At 53.7% G+C, this 21421-nt stretch carries 19 protein-coding genes; 9 read left to right on the top strand and 10 right to left on the bottom strand.

The window, feature by feature from the left end; genetic code table 11:
- Positions 1-6: 6 nt before the first annotated feature.
- The 5 genes from AC1DF0_RS05450 to AC1DF0_RS05430 are packed head-to-tail and all read right to left on the bottom strand — an operon-like array spanning position 7 to position 6047.
- Positions 7-723, bottom strand: coding sequence for an ABC transporter ATP-binding protein (locus tag AC1DF0_RS05450; RefSeq protein ID WP_442049374.1), 717 nt, complete (start codon positions 721-723; stop codon positions 7-9).
- Complete coding sequence (locus AC1DF0_RS05445) at positions 710-2548, bottom strand: branched-chain amino acid ABC transporter ATP-binding protein/permease (protein WP_477573294.1); 1839 nt, start codon at positions 2546-2548, stop codon at positions 710-712. The genes AC1DF0_RS05450 and AC1DF0_RS05445 overlap by 14 nt, the downstream gene beginning before the upstream one ends.
- A 38-nt stretch (positions 2549-2586) precedes the next feature.
- Entirely contained in the window at positions 2587-3468 is an 882-nt protein-coding gene (locus AC1DF0_RS05440) for a branched-chain amino acid ABC transporter permease (protein WP_477573293.1), read from the bottom strand.
- Between the two features lie 49 nt (positions 3469-3517).
- Positions 3518-4774, bottom strand: a complete 1257-nt coding sequence (locus AC1DF0_RS05435; protein WP_477573292.1) for an ABC transporter substrate-binding protein — start codon at positions 4772-4774, stop codon at positions 3518-3520.
- 43 nt (positions 4775-4817) lie between these two features.
- Positions 4818-6047, bottom strand: coding sequence for an amidohydrolase family protein (locus AC1DF0_RS05430; protein ID WP_477573470.1), 1230 nt, complete (start codon positions 6045-6047; stop codon positions 4818-4820).
- A gap of 226 nt (positions 6048-6273) precedes the next feature.
- Here AC1DF0_RS05430 and AC1DF0_RS05425 point away from each other — a divergent pair, with 226 nt between their 5' ends.
- Complete coding sequence (locus tag AC1DF0_RS05425; protein WP_477573291.1) at positions 6274-7977, top strand: PucR family transcriptional regulator; 1704 nt, start codon at positions 6274-6276, stop codon at positions 7975-7977.
- A 324-nt stretch (positions 7978-8301) separates the two neighbouring features.
- On the opposite strand, the gene hxlB is transcribed toward AC1DF0_RS05425, so the two are convergent.
- The 3 genes from hxlB to AC1DF0_RS05410 all read right to left on the bottom strand — a co-directional run bounded on the left by hxlB (position 8302) and on the right by AC1DF0_RS05410 (position 9963).
- A complete protein-coding gene (gene hxlB, locus AC1DF0_RS05420; RefSeq protein WP_442049423.1) occupies positions 8302-8859 on the bottom strand; it encodes a 6-phospho-3-hexuloisomerase in 558 nt (185 codons plus the stop codon).
- Between the two features lie 20 nt (positions 8860-8879).
- Entirely contained in the window at positions 8880-9512 is a 633-nt protein-coding gene (gene hxlA, locus AC1DF0_RS05415) for a 3-hexulose-6-phosphate synthase (RefSeq protein ID WP_442049369.1), read from the bottom strand.
- 127 nt (positions 9513-9639) lie between these two features.
- Complete coding sequence (locus tag AC1DF0_RS05410; RefSeq protein ID WP_337100753.1) at positions 9640-9963, bottom strand: winged helix-turn-helix transcriptional regulator; 324 nt, start codon at positions 9961-9963, stop codon at positions 9640-9642.
- A 149-nt stretch (positions 9964-10112) separates the two neighbouring features.
- Between AC1DF0_RS05410 and AC1DF0_RS05405 the strand changes: the two genes are divergently transcribed.
- On the top strand, positions 10113-12269 hold the full coding sequence (locus tag AC1DF0_RS05405) for a YhgE/Pip domain-containing protein (RefSeq protein ID WP_442049368.1): 2157 nt from the start codon (positions 10113-10115) through the stop codon (positions 12267-12269).
- A 120-nt stretch (positions 12270-12389) separates the two neighbouring features.
- Entirely contained in the window at positions 12390-12956 is a 567-nt protein-coding gene (locus tag AC1DF0_RS05400; RefSeq protein WP_442049367.1) for a beta-class carbonic anhydrase, read from the top strand.
- Between the two features lie 85 nt (positions 12957-13041).
- Here the strand turns inward: AC1DF0_RS05400 and AC1DF0_RS05395 are convergent, their stop codons facing one another.
- Positions 13042-13836 carry an APH(3') family aminoglycoside O-phosphotransferase gene (locus AC1DF0_RS05395; RefSeq protein WP_442049366.1) on the bottom strand — a complete coding sequence of 265 codons (795 nt, stop codon included), beginning with the start codon at positions 13834-13836 and terminating at the stop codon, positions 13042-13044.
- 194 nt (positions 13837-14030) lie between these two features.
- Between AC1DF0_RS05395 and AC1DF0_RS05390 the strand changes: the two genes are divergently transcribed.
- Positions 14031-14969: a phosphotransferase family protein gene (locus AC1DF0_RS05390; protein WP_442049365.1), complete on the top strand. Its 939-nt coding sequence runs from the start codon at positions 14031-14033 to the stop codon at positions 14967-14969.
- Between the two features lie 22 nt (positions 14970-14991).
- Here the strand turns inward: AC1DF0_RS05390 and AC1DF0_RS05385 are convergent, their stop codons facing one another.
- Positions 14992-15903: an NAD(P)/FAD-dependent oxidoreductase gene (locus tag AC1DF0_RS05385; protein ID WP_442049364.1), complete on the bottom strand. Its 912-nt coding sequence runs from the start codon at positions 15901-15903 to the stop codon at positions 14992-14994.
- Positions 15904-16196: 293 nt separating this feature from the next.
- Between AC1DF0_RS05385 and AC1DF0_RS05380 the strand changes: the two genes are divergently transcribed.
- The 5 genes from AC1DF0_RS05380 (at position 16197) to AC1DF0_RS05360 (ending at position 21332) form a co-directional block, all read left to right on the top strand.
- Positions 16197-17645, top strand: coding sequence for a hypothetical protein (locus AC1DF0_RS05380; RefSeq protein ID WP_477573290.1), 1449 nt, complete (start codon positions 16197-16199; stop codon positions 17643-17645).
- A gap of 27 nt (positions 17646-17672) precedes the next feature.
- Complete coding sequence (locus AC1DF0_RS05375; RefSeq protein WP_477573289.1) at positions 17673-18194, top strand: hypothetical protein; 522 nt, start codon at positions 17673-17675, stop codon at positions 18192-18194.
- Between the two features lie 239 nt (positions 18195-18433).
- Positions 18434-19897 carry a hypothetical protein gene (locus tag AC1DF0_RS05370; protein ID WP_477573288.1) on the top strand — a complete coding sequence of 488 codons (1464 nt, stop codon included), beginning with the start codon at positions 18434-18436 and terminating at the stop codon, positions 19895-19897.
- Positions 19898-20028: 131 nt separating this feature from the next.
- The gene (locus AC1DF0_RS05365; RefSeq protein WP_442049360.1) at positions 20029-20568 is read left to right on the top strand and encodes a hypothetical protein; all 540 of its coding nucleotides are present in this window, start codon (positions 20029-20031) and stop codon (positions 20566-20568) included.
- Positions 20553-21332 (top strand): hypothetical protein, encoded by a 780-nt coding sequence (locus tag AC1DF0_RS05360; protein WP_442049359.1) that lies wholly within the window; start codon positions 20553-20555, stop codon positions 21330-21332. The genes AC1DF0_RS05365 and AC1DF0_RS05360 overlap by 16 nt, the downstream gene beginning before the upstream one ends.
- Positions 21333-21421: the final 89 nt, after the last annotated feature.

Here is a 21421-nt window from a genome sequence, read left to right as displayed (position 1 = left end):
GTTCCTTTAATGTACGCCCAAATAAACCTTGATCATGCGTTCGTCACCTAGCAAAGCTGCCGCCGGGCCGTGCATGGCCACCGTTCCGTTATCTATAACATACCCTCTTCCCGCTATCGACAGCGCTTTGTGCGCCATTTGCTCCACGAGCAGGATCGATACGCCTTCCCGGCTAAGCTCGGCGATAGTCGCGAATATTTCGTTCACGATAATCGGCGCTAAGCCAAGCGATGGTTCATCGAGAAGCAGCAGCTTCGGCTTGCTGATCATCGCCCGCGACAGCACAAGCATCTGCTGCTCGCCGCCGCTTAACGTGAAGGCAAGCTGGTGGCGCCGCTCATGCAAGCGCGGAAAACGCTCGAACACAAGCTCCAGCTCCTTGTCGAACTGGGCGCGCGAGACGGAACCGATCTTCTGCTTCAGTCCCATCCGCAAGTTTTCGAGTACGGACAACGTCCCGAACACCTCGCGCCCCTCAGGAACGAGCGAGACGCCAAGATTAGAGGTCCGGCTGGCGGACAACCCCGTAATATCTTTGCCCTCGAATGTGACCGTCCCTCCGCTAGGCTTCACAAGTCCTAACACGGATTGAAGCAGCGTCGTCTTGCCCGCGCCATTCGAGCCGATAACAGCGACGATCTCGCCTTCGCCTACTTCAAGATCGATTCCCTTCAGCGCGTGAATCGCGCCGTATCGCACATGCAGTCCTTTAATGCTCAGCACCGGCCGCCACCTCCTCCTCTTCGCCCAGATAAGCGCGGATGACGCGCGGATCGTTCAGCATCTGGTCCGGACTGCCCGTGCCAATAACACGGCCGAAGTCGAGCACCGTCACCGTATCCGATACACGCTGCACGAAGTCCATATGATGCTCGATCAAAATAACGGTGATGCCGCCCTTGACCAGCTTCTGCAGCAGCCGCTCCAAGTGTTCGATCTCCGCCGCGGTCATACCCGCAGCCGGCTCGTCAAGCAGCAGTAGACTAGGCTCCGTAGCTAAGGCGCGAGCGATTTCAACCATGCGTTGATGCCCGTAAGGCAATTGACTGGCCGGCAAATCCCTGCTTCCCTCGAAGCCGATCAAGTCCAGCAGCGCATGCGCTCTGGCACGCATCGCCTTCTCCTTGCGGAGCTGCCCCGGCGTGCGCAGAAGCGCCTCCGCGATTCCGCTGCGCTGGCTTCGCGCTACGCCCGTCATCACATTTTCGACCACCGATAATTCCTTGAATAGCCGTGAATGCTGGAACGTTCTAGCAATGCCGAGCTCCGAGACGGAAGACAACGAACGCGGCACAAGCGGCTGCCCCTTTAGAAGAAATCGCCCCTCCTCCGCGCTGTACAAACCCGAAATCACGTTCAGCAGCGTCGTCTTACCCGCGCCGTTCGGCCCTACCAACGAATGCACCTCGCCTGCTTTTATCGTTATGTCGATATCCTTAAGCGCATGCAGCCCGCCAAAATGTTTGTTGACGCCCTCCAACACAAGCATCGCTTCACCTACAGCCTTCGGGGCGGCAGCGTTCGGGAACAGCTTCGAATCGGCAAGCGAACTATCCCTAGCTTCCGTTTCCGCCGGGCCCAGGTAAGCTTCCAGCCTAGCGCCGACCCAACCGGCTATCGTGCCGGCAATCCCTTTGGGCAAGAAATACAGCACCGCGAACATAATGCCGCCGTATAACGCCATGCGCAGCTTCTCCATATCGAGCAGCTCCGGCAAGAAAACGATGATTGCCGCTCCAATGACCGGTCCGAGCATTCGCCCCGCTCCGCCGAGAATAACGATCAGCACGAGCTGGACCGAAGTCGGAAAATGGTACGTATCTGGGCTAATAAAGCTATTCGTATGCGCGTAGATCGCCCCCGCTAGACCCGCAAGCACTGAGCTAATTGCAAAGCCGACGTATTGCGCCTTGAACTTGCGAATGCCGAGCGAAGCGGCGGCAATTTCGTTCTCTTTCGTTGCGATCATCGCTCTTCCCCAGGAGGAGCGACGCAGATTGCGAACAAGCAGCAGCGCGGCCAGCGCAATGACAAGAACGAGCAAGTACATCCCCTTTAGATCAAATGTGTAGCTTCCTATCTGCGGCTTCGGTATGCCTGAGATGCCGAGAGGCCCGCCCGTGACGCCGTCCCAGCGGATCAGCACCTCGTGAATGACGACTCCGAACGCAATCGTAATCATTGATAAGTATACGCCGCCCGCCCTAATGGTCGGAATCGCAATTAAGCTGCCTATAATTAATGAAGCAACAATGCCGATCAACGCAACAAGCCAGAACGACAAGCCGTATTTGGTGCTTAGATACGAAGACGTATACGCACCAATCGCCATTAAGCCTGCATGGCCGATCGAGACGATGCCGCAATAACCAATGATGATATTCATCCCCGCGCAGGTGATGACGAAGATGCCGATCATGAACATCAAATTCAAATAATACGTATCTACCAGCCATGGGCCGGCGGTTAACAGCGCCAACGCCGCCAGCGCGGCAGCCCAACCGGCGGCTCCCCGGTAGTTCATGCTTTTGCGCAACACTGTGTTCATCTGCGCTCCCCCCTGATTGTCCGTCATTACACTTACGCTTACACTTTCACGATGCTTTTGCGGGCATTGAACAGCCCCATMGGCCTCCAATAAAGGACAAGAATGACAAGGCCGTATACGAACATCTCACGGAAGGCCGTCGAAATATATTGACCGATGAACACCTCGCCAATGCCGAGTAGCAGTCCCGCCGCCACGATGCCCTTCGGATTATTGACGCCCGCCAATATCGCCACCGAGATCGCTTTAAGCCCGAGCGGCAATCCAACATCGACCGATACCGCGTAGTTGGTGGACATCAAAGCACCGCCGATTCCGGCAAGCAAGCCGCTTAATACGTAAGCGACGGCAACGATCCGGTTGCTGCTGATGCCCATGATTTCCACGGCCGTCCGATTGTCCGCCGTTGCGCGCAACCACAAGCCCCAATGCGATTTTTTGTAAAACAAAACAAGCAGGACGAGCAGGATGCCGACGACGGGCAGAAACACAAACTCTTTCCAGTAGATACCCGCGCCGAACAGCCGAAGCATCTGATCGCCGACCAGGGAAGGCGTAACGCCTTCATCCGGGCCGTTGAAATATAAAGCCACATCTTGAATAATAATGCCGACCGCGATTGTGCTCAGCACCCATTCGATCGAATTGGCGCCTTTGTCGAACTTGCGGATGGCCAACCTCTCGATACCGAGATTAAGCAGCCCGACCAACAGCGCAGCGAGCACGAACGCTAAGAAGAAGGGGAGTTGCCCCGTTCCGGCAAAGCCGAACATGAGCACTCCTCCAAGCATAACCAGCTGTCCCTGGGACATGTTCAGCGTTCCATTGACGACGTACGTCAAGCTGTAGCCGAGCGCGATCAGGGCGTACAAGCAGCCTACCGATAACCCGCTAATAACAAGCTGCAGGATCAGCGACATGTCTATCCCTCATTTCCAAAGATCTGTAAAGTTGAAGTGAAGTCGTTTTTTATTGCTTATCGGAGATAATCAGCTTGCCGTCTTTCCATACGCACATGAGATAGGAGTTGATATCGATGGCGTCGTGATTGTCTGTTGTGAACGGCTGCTCCCAATCCTTAATAACGCCGCTGTATGCGCCGAAGCCCGTCTCGAGCTTGTTCTTGATCGCTTCGCGGTCCTTCTTCAAATCGCCGGTCAGCTCGGCAGCGCCAATCGCTTGGAAGAGCATCATCGCACCGTCATAGCCTTGCGCCGCAGAAGCGAACGTCGTTGGGATATGTCCGAATTTAGTTGTGAAATCCTCCAAAAACACTTTAGCCGGCTCGCGCGTCTGCTCTACGTTGAAGTTGGCTGTCTGAATCGCATACGTTCCTTCGGCAAGCTCTTTGCCGACCTCTTGAGCGCCTTTATTCGCCATGCCGTTCTCGCCGACGATCGGCACTTTCCAGCCGAGCTTATCCATCGCCTGCATGACATAACCGTTGCCCGCGCCTTGGCCGAACAAGTAAATGACTTCCGCGCCCGCTTCCTTGGCATGGTTCACTTGAGCGGTCATATCTTTATCCTTCGCGTTGTCGAACGACTCCACTGCTGCCGGCTTCAAGCCCGCTTCCTCAAGCGCCTTCGTCATTGCCGCCGCCGCGCCTTTACCGTAACCGCCGTTTTCGTGCAAAATCGCGATCTTGTTCGTGCCGAAATGCTCCTCGATAAACTTAAGCGCGTATTTCGCGGTAATGTTGGCGTTCATGCGGACGCCGAACGTCCAAGGCATGCCGCTTTCAACTGAAGCCGGAACATTAGAAGTAGCAACCATGAACGGGAATTTCTCTTCCATAATGATCGGCGACTGGGCTAGCATAACCGTGCTGTAGAAACCTCCGATTGCCGCATGCACCTTCTCCTTCTGGCCGAAATCGCGGATGATGCTGATGCCGCGCGTCGGATTTTGCTCCGTATCGCGCACGACGAGCTCAACAAGCCGACCGTTAATGCCGCCTTTGGCATTGACTTGATCGACCGCTACCTGTACGCCTTGATACAGGTTAATCGAATTCATCGCGTTATCGCCTGTCGCTTCCGTCGATACGCCGATCAGAATCGGTTCCTTGCTCGCGCTCGTCTCTGCCGGTTTGTTGCTCTCGGTACCCGCTGTTGTTTCTGTCGTTTCTTTCGTGTTCCCGCCGCCCCCGCAAGCAGCCAGCACCCACATCATCATTGCAACCAACATCACAAGCATAACCTTCGTTCCAACCGTCTTTCTCATCTCTCATCCACTCCCTTATATGTAATGTTTATTTGGCCAATCCTTAAACCCCTATCAAAGTGCTTACTGTTCGCGAGTCGGCTACCTTTACACCGCGCTTCCACACTGTGCGGCTCTCCGGCTTGTTCAGCAAAATATCCCGCTCCGACGATTCCCCGAATAGCACMATATCTGCCGCTTTACCAAGACGCAAACCATAATCGGTGAGACCCAACGCACCTGCCGCGCCATACGTCAACATGCGTATCAATCGCTTCGTATCGGACTCGCCGCCCATATAAGCGGTTACCGCCAGCAGCCACGCCGTTTCCAACGGATCCGCCTTGCCGAACGGCGTGAACGGATTGCGCACGTTGTTGACGCCGATGACGACGTTCACGCCCTTCTCCATCAGCATGCGAACCGGAGTAAGCCCTCTTCGCGGCTTCTCGCGATCGCCCCTGCCGTTAATGAACAAATCAGTGGCGGGTAGGCTCATAATATGAACGCCCGCTTTTCCGATCAGCTCCGCTACCGCAGCCGCTTGTTCATAGGGCATTGATCCAAGCGAGGTCACATGTCCTGCCGACACTAGTCCTTGCATCCCTGATGCGATTGTCCGCTCCGCGATGCCTACGATGGCGACCTGCTCCGGATTATCGGAGAAGTCAGCGTGAAAATCGAGCGGCTTGCCGTATTTCTCCGCTAACCCGAATACGCAATCCAAATGCCCGTCAAGATCGGCATCTTGATACGTAATGCCGCCCACAACGTCTCCGCCCAGCCGAAGCGCTTCCTCCATCAGCTCCGTTGTTCCCGGGCTCTTGGAGATCCCCTCCTGCGGGAACACGACGATCTGCAGATCAAGCGCATGCCGAACCTGCTCCTTCAGCTCAAGTGCGGCTTCGAACGCGGTTAATCCGAGAATGGGGTCTACCTCGGCATGGCAGCGCATATGCGTCACGCCGTTCCGAACCGCCTCACGTATAACAGCGAGCGAACGCTCCTTCATATCTGACCGGGTGAAGCTATGCTTCATATCCGCCGTCATCGCGATCGCTTCCTGCAGCGAAGCCGCCTCTCTTTCCATCCGCGATAGCAAATACGCTTTCTCCAGATGAATATGCGGCTCGACCAAACCCGGCAGCAGGACGCCGCCATGGCCATTCTCCACCGTCTTAGCCGCAGGAGCGATATCACTCCCGCTAGGCTCCACGTACACGATTAAGCCATTCCTCACGCCAACGTCCATTAACCGATCTTCACTCGGCAGCCTGGCCCCGTTAATCAGCACATCCAGCAATTCACTCGCCCCCGGACGATTGATATCATTTTTAATGTCATATTATCTAACGTGTACTTCTATAAAAAGAGCATAACGGCTGCCGCCCCTCTTGTCATTGTTCGTATAATCCAAAATAATGTTCGATCATTATACGATTGATCCAATAAGAGCTTTACACACTCATCCATAGATGTTAGTTTTTATATCATAAGAGAACGATTAAGAGGTGATTCCGATGCTGCTAGAAGAGCTGTTGGAGGTTAATATTTTTGCCAAGTCGCATGTACTTGCCGGACACGGAGGTTTGTCTCGCAACGTGAACACGGTCAATATTATGGATGCGCCCGATATTATTCATTTCCTGCGACCGGGCGAGCTGCTGCTCACGAACGGCTATTTCATGAAGGAGGGGCCGTCGACGCTATTGGAGCTTATGCGGGATATGAATCGGCTGAAATGCTCCGGAATTGCGGTCAAGACGAAACGTTTCGCTCTCGACATTCCGCAGGAAGTGCTGGACGAAGCCGAACGGCTGCAATTTCCCGTCATCGAAATATCAGCGGTGGAGCTCTCGCTTGGCGAAATTTTGCAGCGGTCGACGAGCGTCATACTGGACAACAAAAACCATGAGCTGCAATATGCGCTCCACATTCACAAACAATTTTCCGAAATGATCATGAAAGGCAAAGGCATCGACGACATCGTCTCGGCGCTTGCCCTTCTGCTGTCCTCACCGGTATTGCTTCTTAGCAGCAAGCTGCAGATCGTCTCGCAATCCGACCACTTCCGTGATGGAGCCTTACGGCCGCTTCAAGACGCGGTAACCGCAGCACTCGCCTCCGTACCCTCGCTGGCGGAAACCGCTTCACTCTGCCTGTTGGACCCTGCACATGCGGAATACCGCAATATGACCTTTTACCCTGTTCATACCTACAGGCACGAGGGCTGCCTCATTTCCTTCCAGCGAGATCACGCTCCCTCCAGCCTGTATGGCCTCACCATCGAGCAGGCGTCAAACGTTATCGGAATGGAAATGACGAAGCGGCAAGCCGTTAAGGAAAGATCCCGAAGGTACAAAAACGAGTTTTTCTCCGACTTGATTGACGGATTCATTGGATCGGAACAAGAAGCGCTCCACCGAGGCAAGAAATACGGCCTGAAGCAGCAAGGAACATGGCTCGTTATGACAGGACGCAAGGATGATCCAGCAAGTCCGCCTGGCGGCGGAATGACGACGATGCCGGCCAGTCATCCGTCAGATGAGCGCCTCATCTCGGAGAGAGACATGCAATACGAGCTTATCAAACGCCAATTCGCACAGCTCAGCCATTCCTTTGTCATGTTCACCAAAAACGATCTGTTCGGCTTGCTGCTATTCATCCAAGAGTCAAATTGGGAGGAAAACGACTTCCTCAAGCAGCTCGGACTCATGACCGACCAGTTGTATCTGCAAACGGGCCTGAGTCTGTCGCTCGGCATCGGCAATCCCGTCACAGGCGTGCTCGATATTGGCACGTCGTACGCCGAAGCGGCCAAGGCGCTGCAAATCGGCTATCAGATGAAAAAAACGAGATTCGTACAGTCCTATCAATCGAAGGATATCGGCTACCTGTTCCGAATGATTCCTTATGACGAGCTGAAGCAGTTCTACGAGGAAACGTTCCAATGTTTTGGACAAATCGAGGACAATGAGCGAAGCGAACTGCTGCGCACGTTAAGCGTGTTTTACGACACGCAGTGCCAGCTCGTCGAAACGTCGAAGCAGCTGTTCGTGCATCGCAATACGGTCGTCTATCGGCTGGAGAAATGCGAGAAGCTGTCCGGCATTAAGCTGAAGGATCCGATGGAAAGCCTTCGCTTCCGCATCGCCTTCGCCATAGAGCCGCTCTTGAAGTCGAAGGAAGAGCATACGACGGGACCTAGCGAACTGCGTCAATAAAAGCATGCAAAAAAGGAGTTGTCCCAAAAGCGCTCGCACAACGTGAGTCATCACTAGTCAAAGGTGAATGGATTTTATACAGGCTAATGGGCTAAATGAAATCAAAAAAGCGGTTTGATTGGATTTCCTACAGGTAAATAAGACGATTTTGGTGGAAACGAAGAAAATTGCCGAATTAGACTGTATGGTTTCCAATCAAAGGAATTTATTCCGCCTGTAGTTGACTATTTACTTGGACGATTTCCACTCAAAATCGAAAAAACGAAGGACCTCGAGCATTCCACCGTAAAGTGAAAGCCGAGGTCCTTTTGTCAGAAAGTAATTCTATTCCAAATTCGCATGATTGCCGTACATCGCCTTGCCGTCCAAGCCCAGCTTCTCCATCAACCGTAAAATAACGGCGTCTCCCAGCACTAACAGCGTCTGCTCGAATAGCGAGCCCATCGGCTGCGCCGTCACGCCGCCGCCGTCCGAACGATCCTTAGGCGCGCCGGGCAGAAGGACGGTGACGTCCGCCAATCTTCCGATCGTTGATGCAGGCGATATCGTGAAGGCGGCAACGACCGCTCCCAAGCTTCGCGCCTTCTCTACCATCGGCACAAGCGACTTCGTCTCGCCAGACCCCGTACCGATAATAAGCAGATCGCCCTCGGCCAGACTGCGCGTCACCGTCTCGCCGACGACATACGCATCGAGACCAAGATGCATGAGGCGCATCGCGAATGCGCGCATCATCAATCCGGATCGCCCCGCGCCGGCCACGAATACACGACCTGCCTGCGCAATCGCATCGACTAACCGCTCGACCTCTGCTTCGGAGACACCGGCTAACGCCTGCTTAAGCTCCGCAGCGATTGCCGCTGAATAATCATTTATTGCTATCGGCATATAAGCGCCCGCCCTTAACCTTGACGGATCAACTGCTGCATTTGCGCGGCAGCCGCTTGCTTGTCCGCTTGACCCGTGATGCCTCCGCCTACGATAACGAGATCGGGGCTCGCCTCGATGACTTCCGGCAGCGTGGCCAGCTTGATTCCGCCGGCGATCGCCGTTTTGGCGCGCTTCACGACGCTCTTGATCGTGCGGAGATCCTCGAAGGAGTTTTGTCCGACGGCCTGCAGGTCGTAGCCCGTATGCACGCAGATGTAATCGACGCCCATTGCGTCAACCTCTGCCGCGCGTTCCGCCAAGTTTTTGACGCTGATCATATCGACGAGGATTTCTTTGCCTTGCTTCTTCGCTTCTTCGACCGCTCCCTTGATCGACTCATCCTCGGCAACGCCCAGCACCGTTACGATGTCCGCGCCCGCTTCGGAAGCCTTCATGACCTCGTAGCCGCCCGCATCCATAATTTTCAGATCGGCCAATACCGTCAAGTTAGGGAACGCCTCCTTGATTGCCTTCACCGCGTGCAAACCTTCGTTAATAACGACCGGCGTGCCGATCTCCACAATATCGATATAGGATTCCACTTCGCTCACCAATTGTTTCGCTTGCGGAATATCCACTAAGTCCAAAGCCAGCTGCAACTTCATATGTTATCGCTCCTCATCCCATCTATTTGACTAACACGACCTATTCTAGATCGATACAATCAAAATGAATAGTACGCACTTTGAAGTGACGTAGTACCCATTTGGTAACTAAGAGGAGCGTACTTCGTCATCCTTCTATACGCTCTTGATGCTTCTCGCCCCACTCGGACATGACGTTCAGCAGCTCCTTAACTGTCATGCCGTAATTTGTTAACGAGTACTCCACTTTAGGCGGCACCTGAACATACACCTTGCGCTCGATAATCGCGTCCTGCTCCAGCTCCCGCAGCTGCTGCGTCAGCATTTTTTGCGTAATTTCAGGCATTTCCCGCTTCAGTTCCCCGAACCGCATCGTGCCATCGGTCAGATGGCATAGAATGACCGGCTTCCACTTCCCGCCGATCACCTTAAGCGTCAACTCCACCGATTGTTTAAAACGCGCGTCTCCCATTGCCTATCTTCTCCCTTTCGCATCTTAATCGTTATCATACCATTTTACAGCGGCTCCTTGCTTCATCAGTCAATTCGCCTGAGTAGCGCGCGGGACGTTCAGCAATACTAAGAGAACCAATCATTCCAGCAAAAGGAGTCCGTGGACCATTGAGGAAAATCGTATCGATATACGCCGGCGACCTTCGCAGTATCGCAACCAATATCTCCGCCGCGATTCTCGTTCTGGGCTTGGCCTGCCTGCCCTGCCTATATGCGTGGTTCAACATCAAAGCGTCATGGGATCCCTATGGGCAAACGGGCGGACTATCCATCGCAGTCGTCGACAACGACAAAGGCGCGACGCTTCGCGACACGGCGATCCATGCAGGCCGCGACATCATCGATTCGCTGAAGGAGAACCGCAGCATCGGCTGGGTGTTCACTGATGATAAGGACGCGCTTAAAGGCGTCCAGCATGGCGACTATTATGCGAGCATTACGATTCCAGAGGACTTCTCTGCCAAGCTCGCTACCGTGCTCGATGAAAATCCGCAGCAGGCGGAAATCAACTATGTCGTAAACGAAAAAATCAACGCCGTTTCCCCAAAAATTACCCAAAAAGGTGCCAGCGGCATCATCGAGCAGGTGAGCCGCGCCTTCGTACAAACGGCGAATGAAACGATATTCCGCCTGTTCAACGAAATCGGCGTCGAGCTTGAAACGAACTTGCCGGCAATCGAGAAGGTGCGCGATACGGTATTCAAGCTGGAGACGCTTATTCCCGAAATCAACCAAGCCGTTCAGGTCGCGGCTGACGACATCGACAAATCGAAGAAAGTCGTCTCTACCCTGCAGACCGAGCTGCCAAAGGCGGCACAGCTTGCGAAGGATGGCGAGGCTTTCACCGCTAAGCTTACGGACTTCATCGGCGCAACCACAGAAGCGCTGGACACTATAGGCCCGTCCGTCAAGCAGGACCTGCAGCTTTTGGCACAGACGGCTGGCGCGGTGGAACAGCTGACATCTGTACTCGGCAGCCAGGACGCGGATCCCGAGGCGCTCAAGGCTTCCCTATCCTCGGCAGCCGACCGGCTGTCTACGGCGTCTTCGCTCGCGGACAGCCTGATTTCCACGCTTGAGAGGCTAAGCCAGACGGCCGGGAGTGAACGGCTGGACGGAACGATTCAGCGGCTGCAGCAGGTTTCCTCCCGGTTGAATCAGCAGTCGGCGCTGCTTAAGCAAATTCAAGAAGCGGTGAATAAGGGCGAGCAGCCCGCCGAAGATTTAATCACGCAATTGCAGGAGCAATCGAGCGCCGCCGTAGGCTTGCTAAAGGATATACTCGGCCGCTATGACAGCGAGATTTTACCAAATATCAAACAAGCGGCGAAGAGCGCTGCCGGTAAAGCCGATCAGGCACATCGACTGCTCGTCGAGGCAGGCAACGCCATCCCGGCTATAGAAGATATCGTGAGTGATGCGGCGAAAGGGCTTGCGCTAGGCGGGGAAAAGTTTGAGGAAGCCAGAAGAAGCCTTCCTGCCGCCGAAGCGAAAGTGCAAGCATTAGCAGCGCGTATCCGCGAGCTGGAGAAGGAAGGCAATCTGAACGAGCTGATCGGATTGCTACGGAACAACGCGCAGCGCGAGAGCGCGTTTTTCGCCGAACCGGTCGTACTTAACGAACAAAGGCTGTTCCCGATACCTAACTATGGCTCGGCGATGTCGCCTTTTTATACAACGTTATCGCTTTGGGTTGGGGCGCTGCTGCTCGTTTCCCTGCTTACCGTCGATATGCCGGCAACGAATGAAGCCGAATCCTATCGCAGCTATGAGGTTTACATCGGGCGCTACCTCACCTTCCTAACGATAGCGATTGTGCAGGCACTGCTCGTCACAAGCGGCGATATATGGTTGCTGAGTGCCTACGCAGCCGACAAAGGCTGGTTCATTGCGTTCGGTGTTCTGCTCAGCTCCGTGTTCATGCTGATCGTCTACACGCTCGTCTCGATCTTCGGCAACGTCGGCAAGGCGATGGCGATCGTCCTGCTCGTGCTGCAGCTTGGCGGCTCTGGCGGCACATTCCCGGTTCAAGTGACGCCTCCCTTTTTCCAGGCGATCCACCCGTTCCTCCCCTTCACCTATGCGATTAGTCTGATGCGGGAAGCGGTCGGAGGCCTATTATGGGATGTCGTCCTCCGAGACGTCCTCGTGCTAGCTGCCTATGCCGGGCTGACCCTGCTGCTCGGACTCGCTCTCAAAAAGCCGATTAACCGTTACGTCAAGCGAATGGTCGATAAGGCGAAAGAAAGCCGTTTGCTGCATTAGACACCTTATGTGGTAATATCAGGAAAAATAAATACTAGATGTAGGCGCTTTCGTAATTTGACTGTGGCGAGCATTATATGAATAATAGAATATACACGTTATTTTGCAAGGAGGCCTACCATGTCCATCATTCCGAATTTATTAGCCTTCAATAAGAAGTTCGTTGAAGAGAAGCAGTATGAAGCTTACTTGACGGATAAATATCCCGAGAAAAAAATAGCCATTCTTACCTGTATGGATACGCGTCTTGTCGAGCTGCTCCCAAAGGCTCTTAACCTGCGCAACGGCGATGCCAAGTTCATCAAGAATGCCGGCGCTATTCTGACGCAGCCGTTCGGAAGCGCGATGCGAAGCATCCTGGTTGCCGTCTATGAGCTTGGCGCCCGCGAAGTGCTCGTTATCGGGCACGACAACTGCGGCATGACGAATCTGGACGCCGAAGGCTTGGTACGCAAATTCGCCGACCACGGCATCGATCCGAAAGCTGTTGAAACGCTTGAGAATGCCGGCATTCGCATGGATAAGTTCCTAAAGAGCTTCTCGACACCCGAGGAAGGCGTTATGCACAGCGTTCGCATCATCCGCAAGCATCCGCTCTTTCCGAAGGACATTCCCGTTCACGGCTTCGTCATCCATCCCGAGACCGGCGCGCTGAGAGTGATCGTCGAGGATTACCGCGAAGAATAAATGCTGCACGCAAATGAAAGCTATCCCGCAAGGTCGTCACGACCAAGGGATAGCTTTTTTGTGCGCCGTCAAGCTATTGTTTTTGTCAGAAAAACTCATCCAGCACCCTGTAAAATTCCAACTTCGCTTTGTCTGCCCCCTGCAATCCGTATGCCTCAAGAAATAGCGGGACCCAGCTTTCGCCAAAATTATGAGTGATGCTTCTAACCGCCAGCGCCAAATCCTGATACTTGTCCGCGATTCCCCCTCTGCCCCAATCGATCAATCCGCTGAAAGCGCCCTGATGCAAAATAATGTTCGGCAAGCAATAATCACCGTGCGTGAACACGAGCTCTTCCGTCTGAGGCTTGCGCTTTAACAGCTCATTATATAAGGCCGCAGCCTTCAACCCTTGCCGCTCCTCGTCAAAACCATCCTCATCCACCAATCCCCGCTCCGTTCTACGCCTCGCCTCCTCCAACACGATGTTAAGCGTACGATCGAACGGACAGCCCGTGATGTCCACGTCATGTACAGCCCTTAGGCCAACTGCCAATTGCTCCATAAGCTGCGGCAGCATCGTCTCGTAAATCTTGTCCGATGCGTTCACGCCGGCAACCTCCGACAACAGCAAATATTCATGGCTTTCATCGCGATCGTAAAATAGCACCTCCGGCACGGGCAGCTTTCCCTGCAGCCACACAATCCGATCTCTCTCGTCCGAGAGGCAGTCGTAAGGCACCAGGGATTGGACCTTCAAATAGCTTGTCTCCCTTTCGCCGCTTAATCGGTAAGTGCGCGAAGCCGACATGCCAAGCGTAATGCGCTGCCACTGGCAATCGCCCGTCATTGACAGCAATGGCCGGGGCAATACAGTTTCCCCTCTATCCTTTTCAGACACGCGACAACCTCTCCTTTGAACTCTATGTCCTTTAGAACAGCCTCTTTCTTCCACCATAATCAGGAATATAAATTAAAGCAACAACATACGGCGAAATGGCGACGGTACAGTTTATCTATAATTCGTTTTCGCCCTTGTAACCGCCTCGTTCGTTCACCTATACTGATCGAAAAAAGAGGAGGTGCATGAACGCCATGTCACAAGAAAGCCCAAAGTTAACCGTCAAGGAGGCCGAGGAGCTGCTGCTGAGCCACTGGGGCGAACCGGCAGAGGAAGTGTCGCCGATCGGCAACGGCCACTTCAGCTCCGTCTTCTCGTTCAAGAAGGAAGGAAAGTCCTTTGTCGTCGGTATCGGCAGAGCCGAGCCCAGCGACGAAGCCGACTATGCGCGCAGCAAATTCATCTCCAACCTGCTCGTCGCCGGCGGCGCCCGCTATCAGCAACTGTTCGGCCGCGGCACGAACGGCACATATAATTTCATCATACGCGAGTACATTCCAGGTCAGGTCGTAGCCGACCTGCCGGATGAGCAGAAGGTTGCCGTGCTTCCTGATCTCGTGCGCGCGATTAGCGAGATGAATCAAGTGCCGCTGAACGGCAACACCACCGGTTATGGGTTCATTAACCGTACCGGCAATGGAGAATCCCGCTCATGGCATGACTATATTCGCCGATTTTATGCCGAAGATCAGAGAGGATCGTTCTGGGAAAATTGGCATGAGCTGTTCCGCACCAGCTGCTTAGAACGGGATGTTTTCGAAGAGATCTATAACCGACTGCTCGTGTATAGCGCCTATAATGAACCACATCGTTATTTCGTTCATAACGACTGTCACCAATGGAACATCCTATCGGACGGATCGAAGGTTACGGGCATTATTGACGCCAACGCGATGTATGGCGATTTTGTCATCGATATTGCATCGATTGCGGACGCCGTCCCCGGCCATGATATACCAGAAGCGTTCCGGCTTCATTACGAGGAGCTCGGCAAACCGATTCCGCAATTTCATGAACGCTATACCGGCGCCCGTTACTATAAGGGACTAGATGCCCTGCGCTTCTACGCCCACCAAGGCTGGACTCACGCTTACGTGGAGGAGCGCGACCGACTGCTCGCTCTGCCAAGCTAACGCATTCCAATAGGTCGATCGATTACAAATCAAAGTCTTCGTTAATAATATCCCCGTTCACGCCAAGCGCGGCGCGGCTGCCGTCACCTGCTGCAATGATGAGCTGAGCCGGCGTTATGAGCGCGCCGTCGCCCGCCGCGTACACGCCTCGCACCGTCGTTCGGCCGTAATCGTCCTTTACGAGCCCGCCATGCTCGTTCATCGCACAGCCCAGCTTCTCGCCGAAGTCGACCGCATGCCGCCATTTCGGCGATAGGAAGCCGCCCGATCGCTTTATTTCCGAACCGTCCTCGAACTGAATACTCTGCAGTTGTCCCCCGCTCCCCTTAAGCGCCCTGATCCGCCGCTCCTGCACCCTAATTCCCTTGCGGGCGAAATTCGCGATCTGCTCCTGCGTCAGCACTTGCCTGCCATTCGTGCATACGACGAGGTCTTTGCTCCAGTTGTACACGAACTTAGCTAACGATACCGCATTCGTTCCGCTCTCTCCAATCACAACAAGCGGCTTATCGCGCAGCTCCCAACCGTCGCAGTACGGGCAACTAAATAAGCTTTTGCCGTAATAGTCTTGGATTTGAGGGACAGAAGGCAATGACTCCTTCAGACCTGCTGCCAATAGGATCGTTCGCGCATGATAAACGATGCCGTCGCCCGTCTTCACTAGGAAGCTCCCCCGGCCACTATGCCTCACCTCAGTTACGCGTTCCCTCTTCACCGTTACGTTCGGATACCGGGCAATGTCTTGATGCGCGAACGCCCTGAACTCACTCGGCTTAACGCCATCCCTCGTTATAAATCCATGCGACTCCCGCGTAACCGCATTTCTTGCCCGATTATCGTCGAACAGCAGCACATGTCTCCGCGAGCGTCCAAGCACAAGCGCAGCACTGAGCCCTGCCGGCCCTCCGCCGATAATGACGCAATCGATGTGCATGCCGCACCTCCATTCATCTATGTTATAAGTCGAAAAACGTATAACTTCTTATATCTCTAACAATGCTCATTCAGACCGGTTTATTCTTATCCGTTCACTATAGTAGGAAGGATGCCCCGTTGCACGCCATTCGATAACCTTTATTTGGCATGATATAACACTTCATAGAAAGCGCCATCAGTAGTCACAACTGGAATATCATGCTAGTATATAATTACAGTTTTATAGGTACGGATACGCGTTATAACGCATATAGGATTGAACTATTCTGTCTTATTATTGGAGGTAATTCATTGCCTAAGGAAGCTTTACTTAAGAAACCGTCACTTATGCCCAAGCACATCAAGTCAACGCCGGGACAACCCTCCATTACCGTTGGGACGACGTCGGAGACCGGATCGGCGATCGGCGGGACGCTAGCTCTCCAGAGCACGGCGGGCAATAAAGCGACGAAAGCGGCCAAAGCGGAATTGGCCCATACCGAAGGCGGATCGGCGGCAATCATCGGCTGGCTGAAAGGCGAAGCCGCCAAGGACAAGAAATCCGATCTATTCGCGCATTACGAGGGACTTGCGCCGCTGAGCAAGCAGCTTGCGCACTTTCGCTTCTCAGGCGGCGGCACGCCTTCGCTCGCCAAGGCGAAGAAGTTCATGACCGGCTTCTTCGGCCGCAGCGTAGATTGGGACAAGTTCTCGACGATTATTCGCGACATCAACAAAGAAAATACGCAGAATCATAATGCGGACACGAACCGCGACTTTACCGGCTATGGATTGGCAGGCGTTAAGGGCGCTTCGCAGGGTGCTTCCGCCGGCGCGTCTGCCGTCGGCAAGGCGATCGGAGGCACAGCTGAGAATACGGCGAAAGCCTCTAACAGCCTTGGCCCTGCGACGTCAATGCTTGGCGGTCTTTCTTCCGGCTTGCAGGTGGCCAATGCGCTTCATAACGATAACGACTCCATGGAAAGCTACGAACGGTTCGATAACGCCGTCGGCCAAGGAGGCGGCGGCCTGGCCGATATGGCAAGCGCCGGCGCCAACAGCGCGATCAATATGCATAAGGCGCTCGGCACCGTTGCAGGCGTCACGGCAACGACGGCGGTTGGCGCGGCCAGCATTGTCGGAGGCGCTGCCTACATGGTAAGCGGTACTGCCGGCGTAATCAATCATCACAAACGCGTGAACAAGCTGAATGAGCTCGAGAAGAACGCCGGCAAGGACGATGTCTTGCGCGAGGCCGCAAGCTTCGGAGCCAAGTCGCAAAGCATCAACCGCGCAACAAGCGGCATGACAGCGCTGAAAGGCGCCGCCATGATCATTGGCGGAGGCTTGCTGCTAGCCAGCGCCACGACGCCTGTCGGCTGGATATTATTAGGCGTAGCCGGCGCGATCGGCGGCATCGCGGCCGTGTACAAATTTTACAAGAAGCGCGTTCGCCAGAATGAAGTCGTTGATCGCTTCTTAGACGTCGACAAGAAGATCGAGAAGCTTCAAGCCGGCAACCCTGACGAGAAAGTGAGCCGCGATGAGGTTCGTCAGAAGCTGCTGCAGAAGAGCAGCTTCAACAGCATGGCTCAATGCTACAACCAGATTACGGCCGACCTGGCGCAGACGATCTTCAACAAAGGCGTTAAGGGCAAGGATCAACAATATGTCGAGCTTCTTTCCAACATCGGCTTGAAGGTGGATCATAAGAAGCTGACCCCGAAGCCGGATCAAATCGCCAAGAAGCTGCACAATTAATCGATAGACTGGAAGGATGGTAACCGGATGACCGCTCAATTGCCTTATGCTTTGCTTGTTCAATTAAAGGCGCAATATGATGAACTCGAAATTCCTTCCGCCATTGTAGAGGCCTCGGAAGAAGGACCAGCCACGCTCGTCATTGTGTTCGACGACATTGGCCAAGAGCAGCGCGATATTCATATGGAGCTTTCCTTCCTGCCGGGTTTGGCCGAGGCGGACGAGGCAGGACTATACTTCCTGCAGACATTCGTCACGATCGCCGAAGAAGTGCCTGCTGCTCATTACCGCGAGCTGCTCAGTCTTGCCGCCAAGCTGAATACGACGCTCCCGCTTGGCGCATTCGGCCTGTTCGAAGAAACCGGTGTTGCGTACTTCAAGTACAACTGCATGCTTCAGGCGAGTAACGGCGAGGCTGCGAACGTGAAAGCAATCGACGTTCAAAGCGGTCTTATCCTTCATTTGCATCAGCTTTATTACGATGGATTGCTGGAGGTTGCCTTGGACGGATCTTCGGCAGCAAGCGCGCTCGATAAGTTGCCCCTCTAAACAGACTTAGGCACATCCTCCTTATAGATATCGCACCCCCTAACCCGCAGGCCGCTAGACTGGCTTGCGGGTTATTTAGTGCGGGATGAACTTTTTTCGACAATATACGTTCAATTATGTATAAATAATCCGGCAGCGAGCCCGTTACCCCTATAGTGAAAACTGGAAATCCATGCTACTATTGAACCACTACGAATTACGCACGGACAGGCAGCAACAAGCCAATGGAGGGGTCTATTTTGTCGAAAGAATCAGCGCAAACGAAGCAGCCAACACCAGCGCAGAGCAAATCATCCCCAGAGTCGTCTGCCAAGGCAGCGGCGTCGCCGCTGCAATTAAGCGCCTCGCCCGAAGGCGCGCTCGCTCTGCAAAGATCGGCGGGCAATAAGGTTGCCCAAGCGGCAGGCGGAGCGACACCCCCTGCAGCAGGCGGATCCGCAGCTATCGAGAGCTGGGTTCAAGCCGAGGCGACCAAAGATAAGAAGACGGACTTGTACGGCTATTACACGGGACTTAGCCCGATGCAACGGAAGATCGCCATTAACTTATTCGCCGGCGGAACCGGCGCCCCGTCCTTAGCCAAGGCGAAGAAAAATTTGACCGGCTTCTTCGGCAGGAGCATTGATTGGGACAAGTTCTCGAAGATCGTACGGGCAGTCAACAGCCAGAAGACGCAGAACTATAACGAGGACACCGATCGAGACTATGTGACCTATGCCACAACGGGCGCAGCCGCCTCCGTAGGCGCATCGAGCGCAGCAGCCTCTACCGTCGGCGAAGTGCAAGGCTTGGCGGGCGCCGCCAAGGAAGGCGCCATGGGCGCGGTTATCGACATGGGTCCCGCTTCCGCAGCGCTTAGCGGCGTAACCGCGGGCATGCAAATCTATAATGCCGTGCAGAATCACGACGAATCGCAAGGCAGCTTCGACAAGTTCGAGAATGCCGTTGGCGAAGGTGTCAGCGGCGCGGCTGATCTCGCACGCTTCGGCGCTACGGGCGTTGTTAATACGCAGAAATACATGGGTGCAGCCGTCAGCGGCGCGGCAACGGCAGCCGCGGGCGCGGCAGGCGTTGTTGGCGGCGCGGCTTATTTGGCCAGCGGCGTAGCAGGCGTGTACACGCACGGCAAGCGCATGAACAAGCTGAATGCGCTTGAGAAAGAAACGGCTGGCAAGGATACGGACTTGAACCGAGCTGCCGGCCTTGCCGCAAGCACGCAGAAGATTAACCGGACGAAGAGCGGAGCTACGGCATTGAAGGGCGCGGCGATGATTATCGGCGGCGGCATTCTGCTCGCTGCCGGCGCGGCAACCCCGGTCGGCTGGCTGCTGCTTGGAGTCGCAGGAGCAATCGGCGGCATCGCGGCGATCTACAAATTTTACAAGAAGCGCACGCGCAAGGAAGAGGTCGTCGACCGCTTCCTCGATGTGGACAAGAAGACGGCCGAGCTGGAAGCAGCTAACAAAGACCAGAAGCAGGACAAGTCGAAGGTCCGCGAGATGCTTCTGCAGAAGAACGGCTTCAACAGCGTAGCCCAGTGTTATGCGAAGATCGTGACGGACCTGGCGCATACGATCTACGAGAAAGGCGTTGTCGGCAAGGACGCGCAATACGAGGAGCTGCTCCGCAATATCGGCCTGAACCCGGATCATACGAAGCGGACACCGAAGCCGGACTTGATCGCCAAGAAGCTTCATAGTTAATCAAATCAAAAGCTTAAAGAGCCGTCCCATCCTCGGACAGCTCTTTAAGCTTTTTTTCGCAGACAAGACTGCATTGGCCAAGAAGTTATGGTAAAATAAGGCTATACGAATGAATGGAAGAGGTGATTCATATGGGAGATAAAGCCGTGAACGCAGATTGGACTAGACTGGGTGTGCCTGAGATATATAAAAATACGGAGGGCCGCGTGATTATGGTTGTAGACGGAAAAACAATTGAGATGACGGTCCAACGGAACTCTCTAGAACCGACTTTATCAGAACCCGTCTCGCCTCTAGCCTATTATGACATCAACTTCAAGTCTATCGGAGCTGCAAACCCCTATCCTAATCTCGCTGCTTATGAAGGAATCAAGCTGATATCTGCCGATGCACCTCCATCCGCTGTMGCCATGTCTACTAATCATTACAAGCACCTGGAGGATATCGTATTATACATTCATTCCGAGCTAACTAACGCAGTAGCCAGGGGAGAAGACGGATTGGCAGAGGCCAAAATCGACATCGCCTATAATGCCGGACAAGTATTGCTTAAGAGAGATCTCGATGATTATACGCCCAAAATGTTAAATGCCATATTCGAACCTCTAGGCGTCACATTCAAAGAAGTGGAAGAATGGATTAGGAGGGATTCCGATTGGCAAGAGTGGTAGTCCTTTTCGGCCCTCCCGCTATAGGCAAGAGCAGCAGTCTCAAAATAGAGAAGGTTAAATATAAAGGATCACAGTTTGTTATGGTAGACAAAGATGTATTGAATAGCACATTCTTTGAACCAAAGCTTAAGAAGCTAGAGTCCAACTCTCCTACTGACATCTTAAAATTAACCGTTAACCGATTAGTTGAGTTAGCGGCCGGAGAGATGAAGGATCGCCTTACGAATCATTCGGGATCCAACAAACCGCTAGTTGTTATACTGCAAGCTGTTAAGTTAAGCGGTGTCAAACACTGTATTGAAGTTTTGCTTAGAGCCGGGTTCGAAATGGAATTTATACTTTTGGCAGCCCAGGATCCAGAAATTTTACTCCACAGGATAAATGAAAGAGCCAGCAAGCCTGGCTTCATTGGAGCCGATCCCATGCCGTTAGAAGTATTGGATCGCATCGCCAAAAGCTGCAATCAGACGTTTAGTCAGCTATACTCGGCCGTTTCGACTCCCCCATCCATAATTGCCTCAGTCTCTAAAGAGAGCGCAATCGCTAACCCTACCGATAATCTAGAGATTTTTCGGCAGTTTAGAGAGAAAATTAAATTTAGAGTCAAGCTCCTCCGAACAAGGACTGCGCTCTCCGGCGTATTTGATGCACCTGGATTAGATGTTGTAACGACCTACTACGATCAATCAGACATTCAACTAAAGGATGGCTGCATTGTATTGGGCAGCGAGGAAGCAGGGCTGTACGAGCTTTCGATAGCTTAGCCCCCTATGAAAGATTAATCGCACGCAAATAAGGTCATACCGCCTCAAGGCAGTATGACCCTATTTTTTATATATTTTCACCTAACGAT

This window comes from Paenibacillus sp. 05T425, from assembly GCF_056396205.1.
This window is presented reverse-complemented; position numbering and strand designations above follow the sequence as displayed.

What these genes read in the sequence shown, in the direction of transcription:
- AC1DF0_RS05445 (WP_477573294.1), bottom strand. Translation starts at nt 2,548, where the DNA reads ATGAACACAGTGTTGCGCAAAAGCATGAACTACCGGGGAGCCGCCGGT.
- AC1DF0_RS05435 (WP_477573292.1), bottom strand. Translation starts at nt 4,774, where the DNA reads ATGAGAAAGACGGTTGGAACGAAGGTTATGCTTGTGATGTTGGTTGCA.
- AC1DF0_RS05425 (WP_477573291.1), top strand. Translation starts at nt 6,274, where the DNA reads ATGCTGCTAGAAGAGCTGTTGGAGGTTAATATTTTTGCCAAGTCGCAT.
- hxlA (WP_442049369.1), bottom strand. Translation starts at nt 9,512, where the DNA reads ATGAAGTTGCAGCTGGCTTTGGACTTAGTGGATATTCCGCAAGCGAAA.
- AC1DF0_RS05410 (WP_337100753.1), bottom strand. Translation starts at nt 9,963, where the DNA reads ATGGGAGACGCGCGTTTTAAACAATCGGTGGAGTTGACGCTTAAGGTG.
- AC1DF0_RS05400 (WP_442049367.1), top strand. Translation starts at nt 12,390, where the DNA reads ATGTCCATCATTCCGAATTTATTAGCCTTCAATAAGAAGTTCGTTGAA.
- AC1DF0_RS05390 (WP_442049365.1), top strand. Translation starts at nt 14,031, where the DNA reads ATGTCACAAGAAAGCCCAAAGTTAACCGTCAAGGAGGCCGAGGAGCTG.
- AC1DF0_RS05385 (WP_442049364.1), bottom strand. Translation starts at nt 15,903, where the DNA reads ATGCACATCGATTGCGTCATTATCGGCGGAGGGCCGGCAGGGCTCAGT.
- AC1DF0_RS05375 (WP_477573289.1), top strand. Translation starts at nt 17,673, where the DNA reads ATGACCGCTCAATTGCCTTATGCTTTGCTTGTTCAATTAAAGGCGCAA.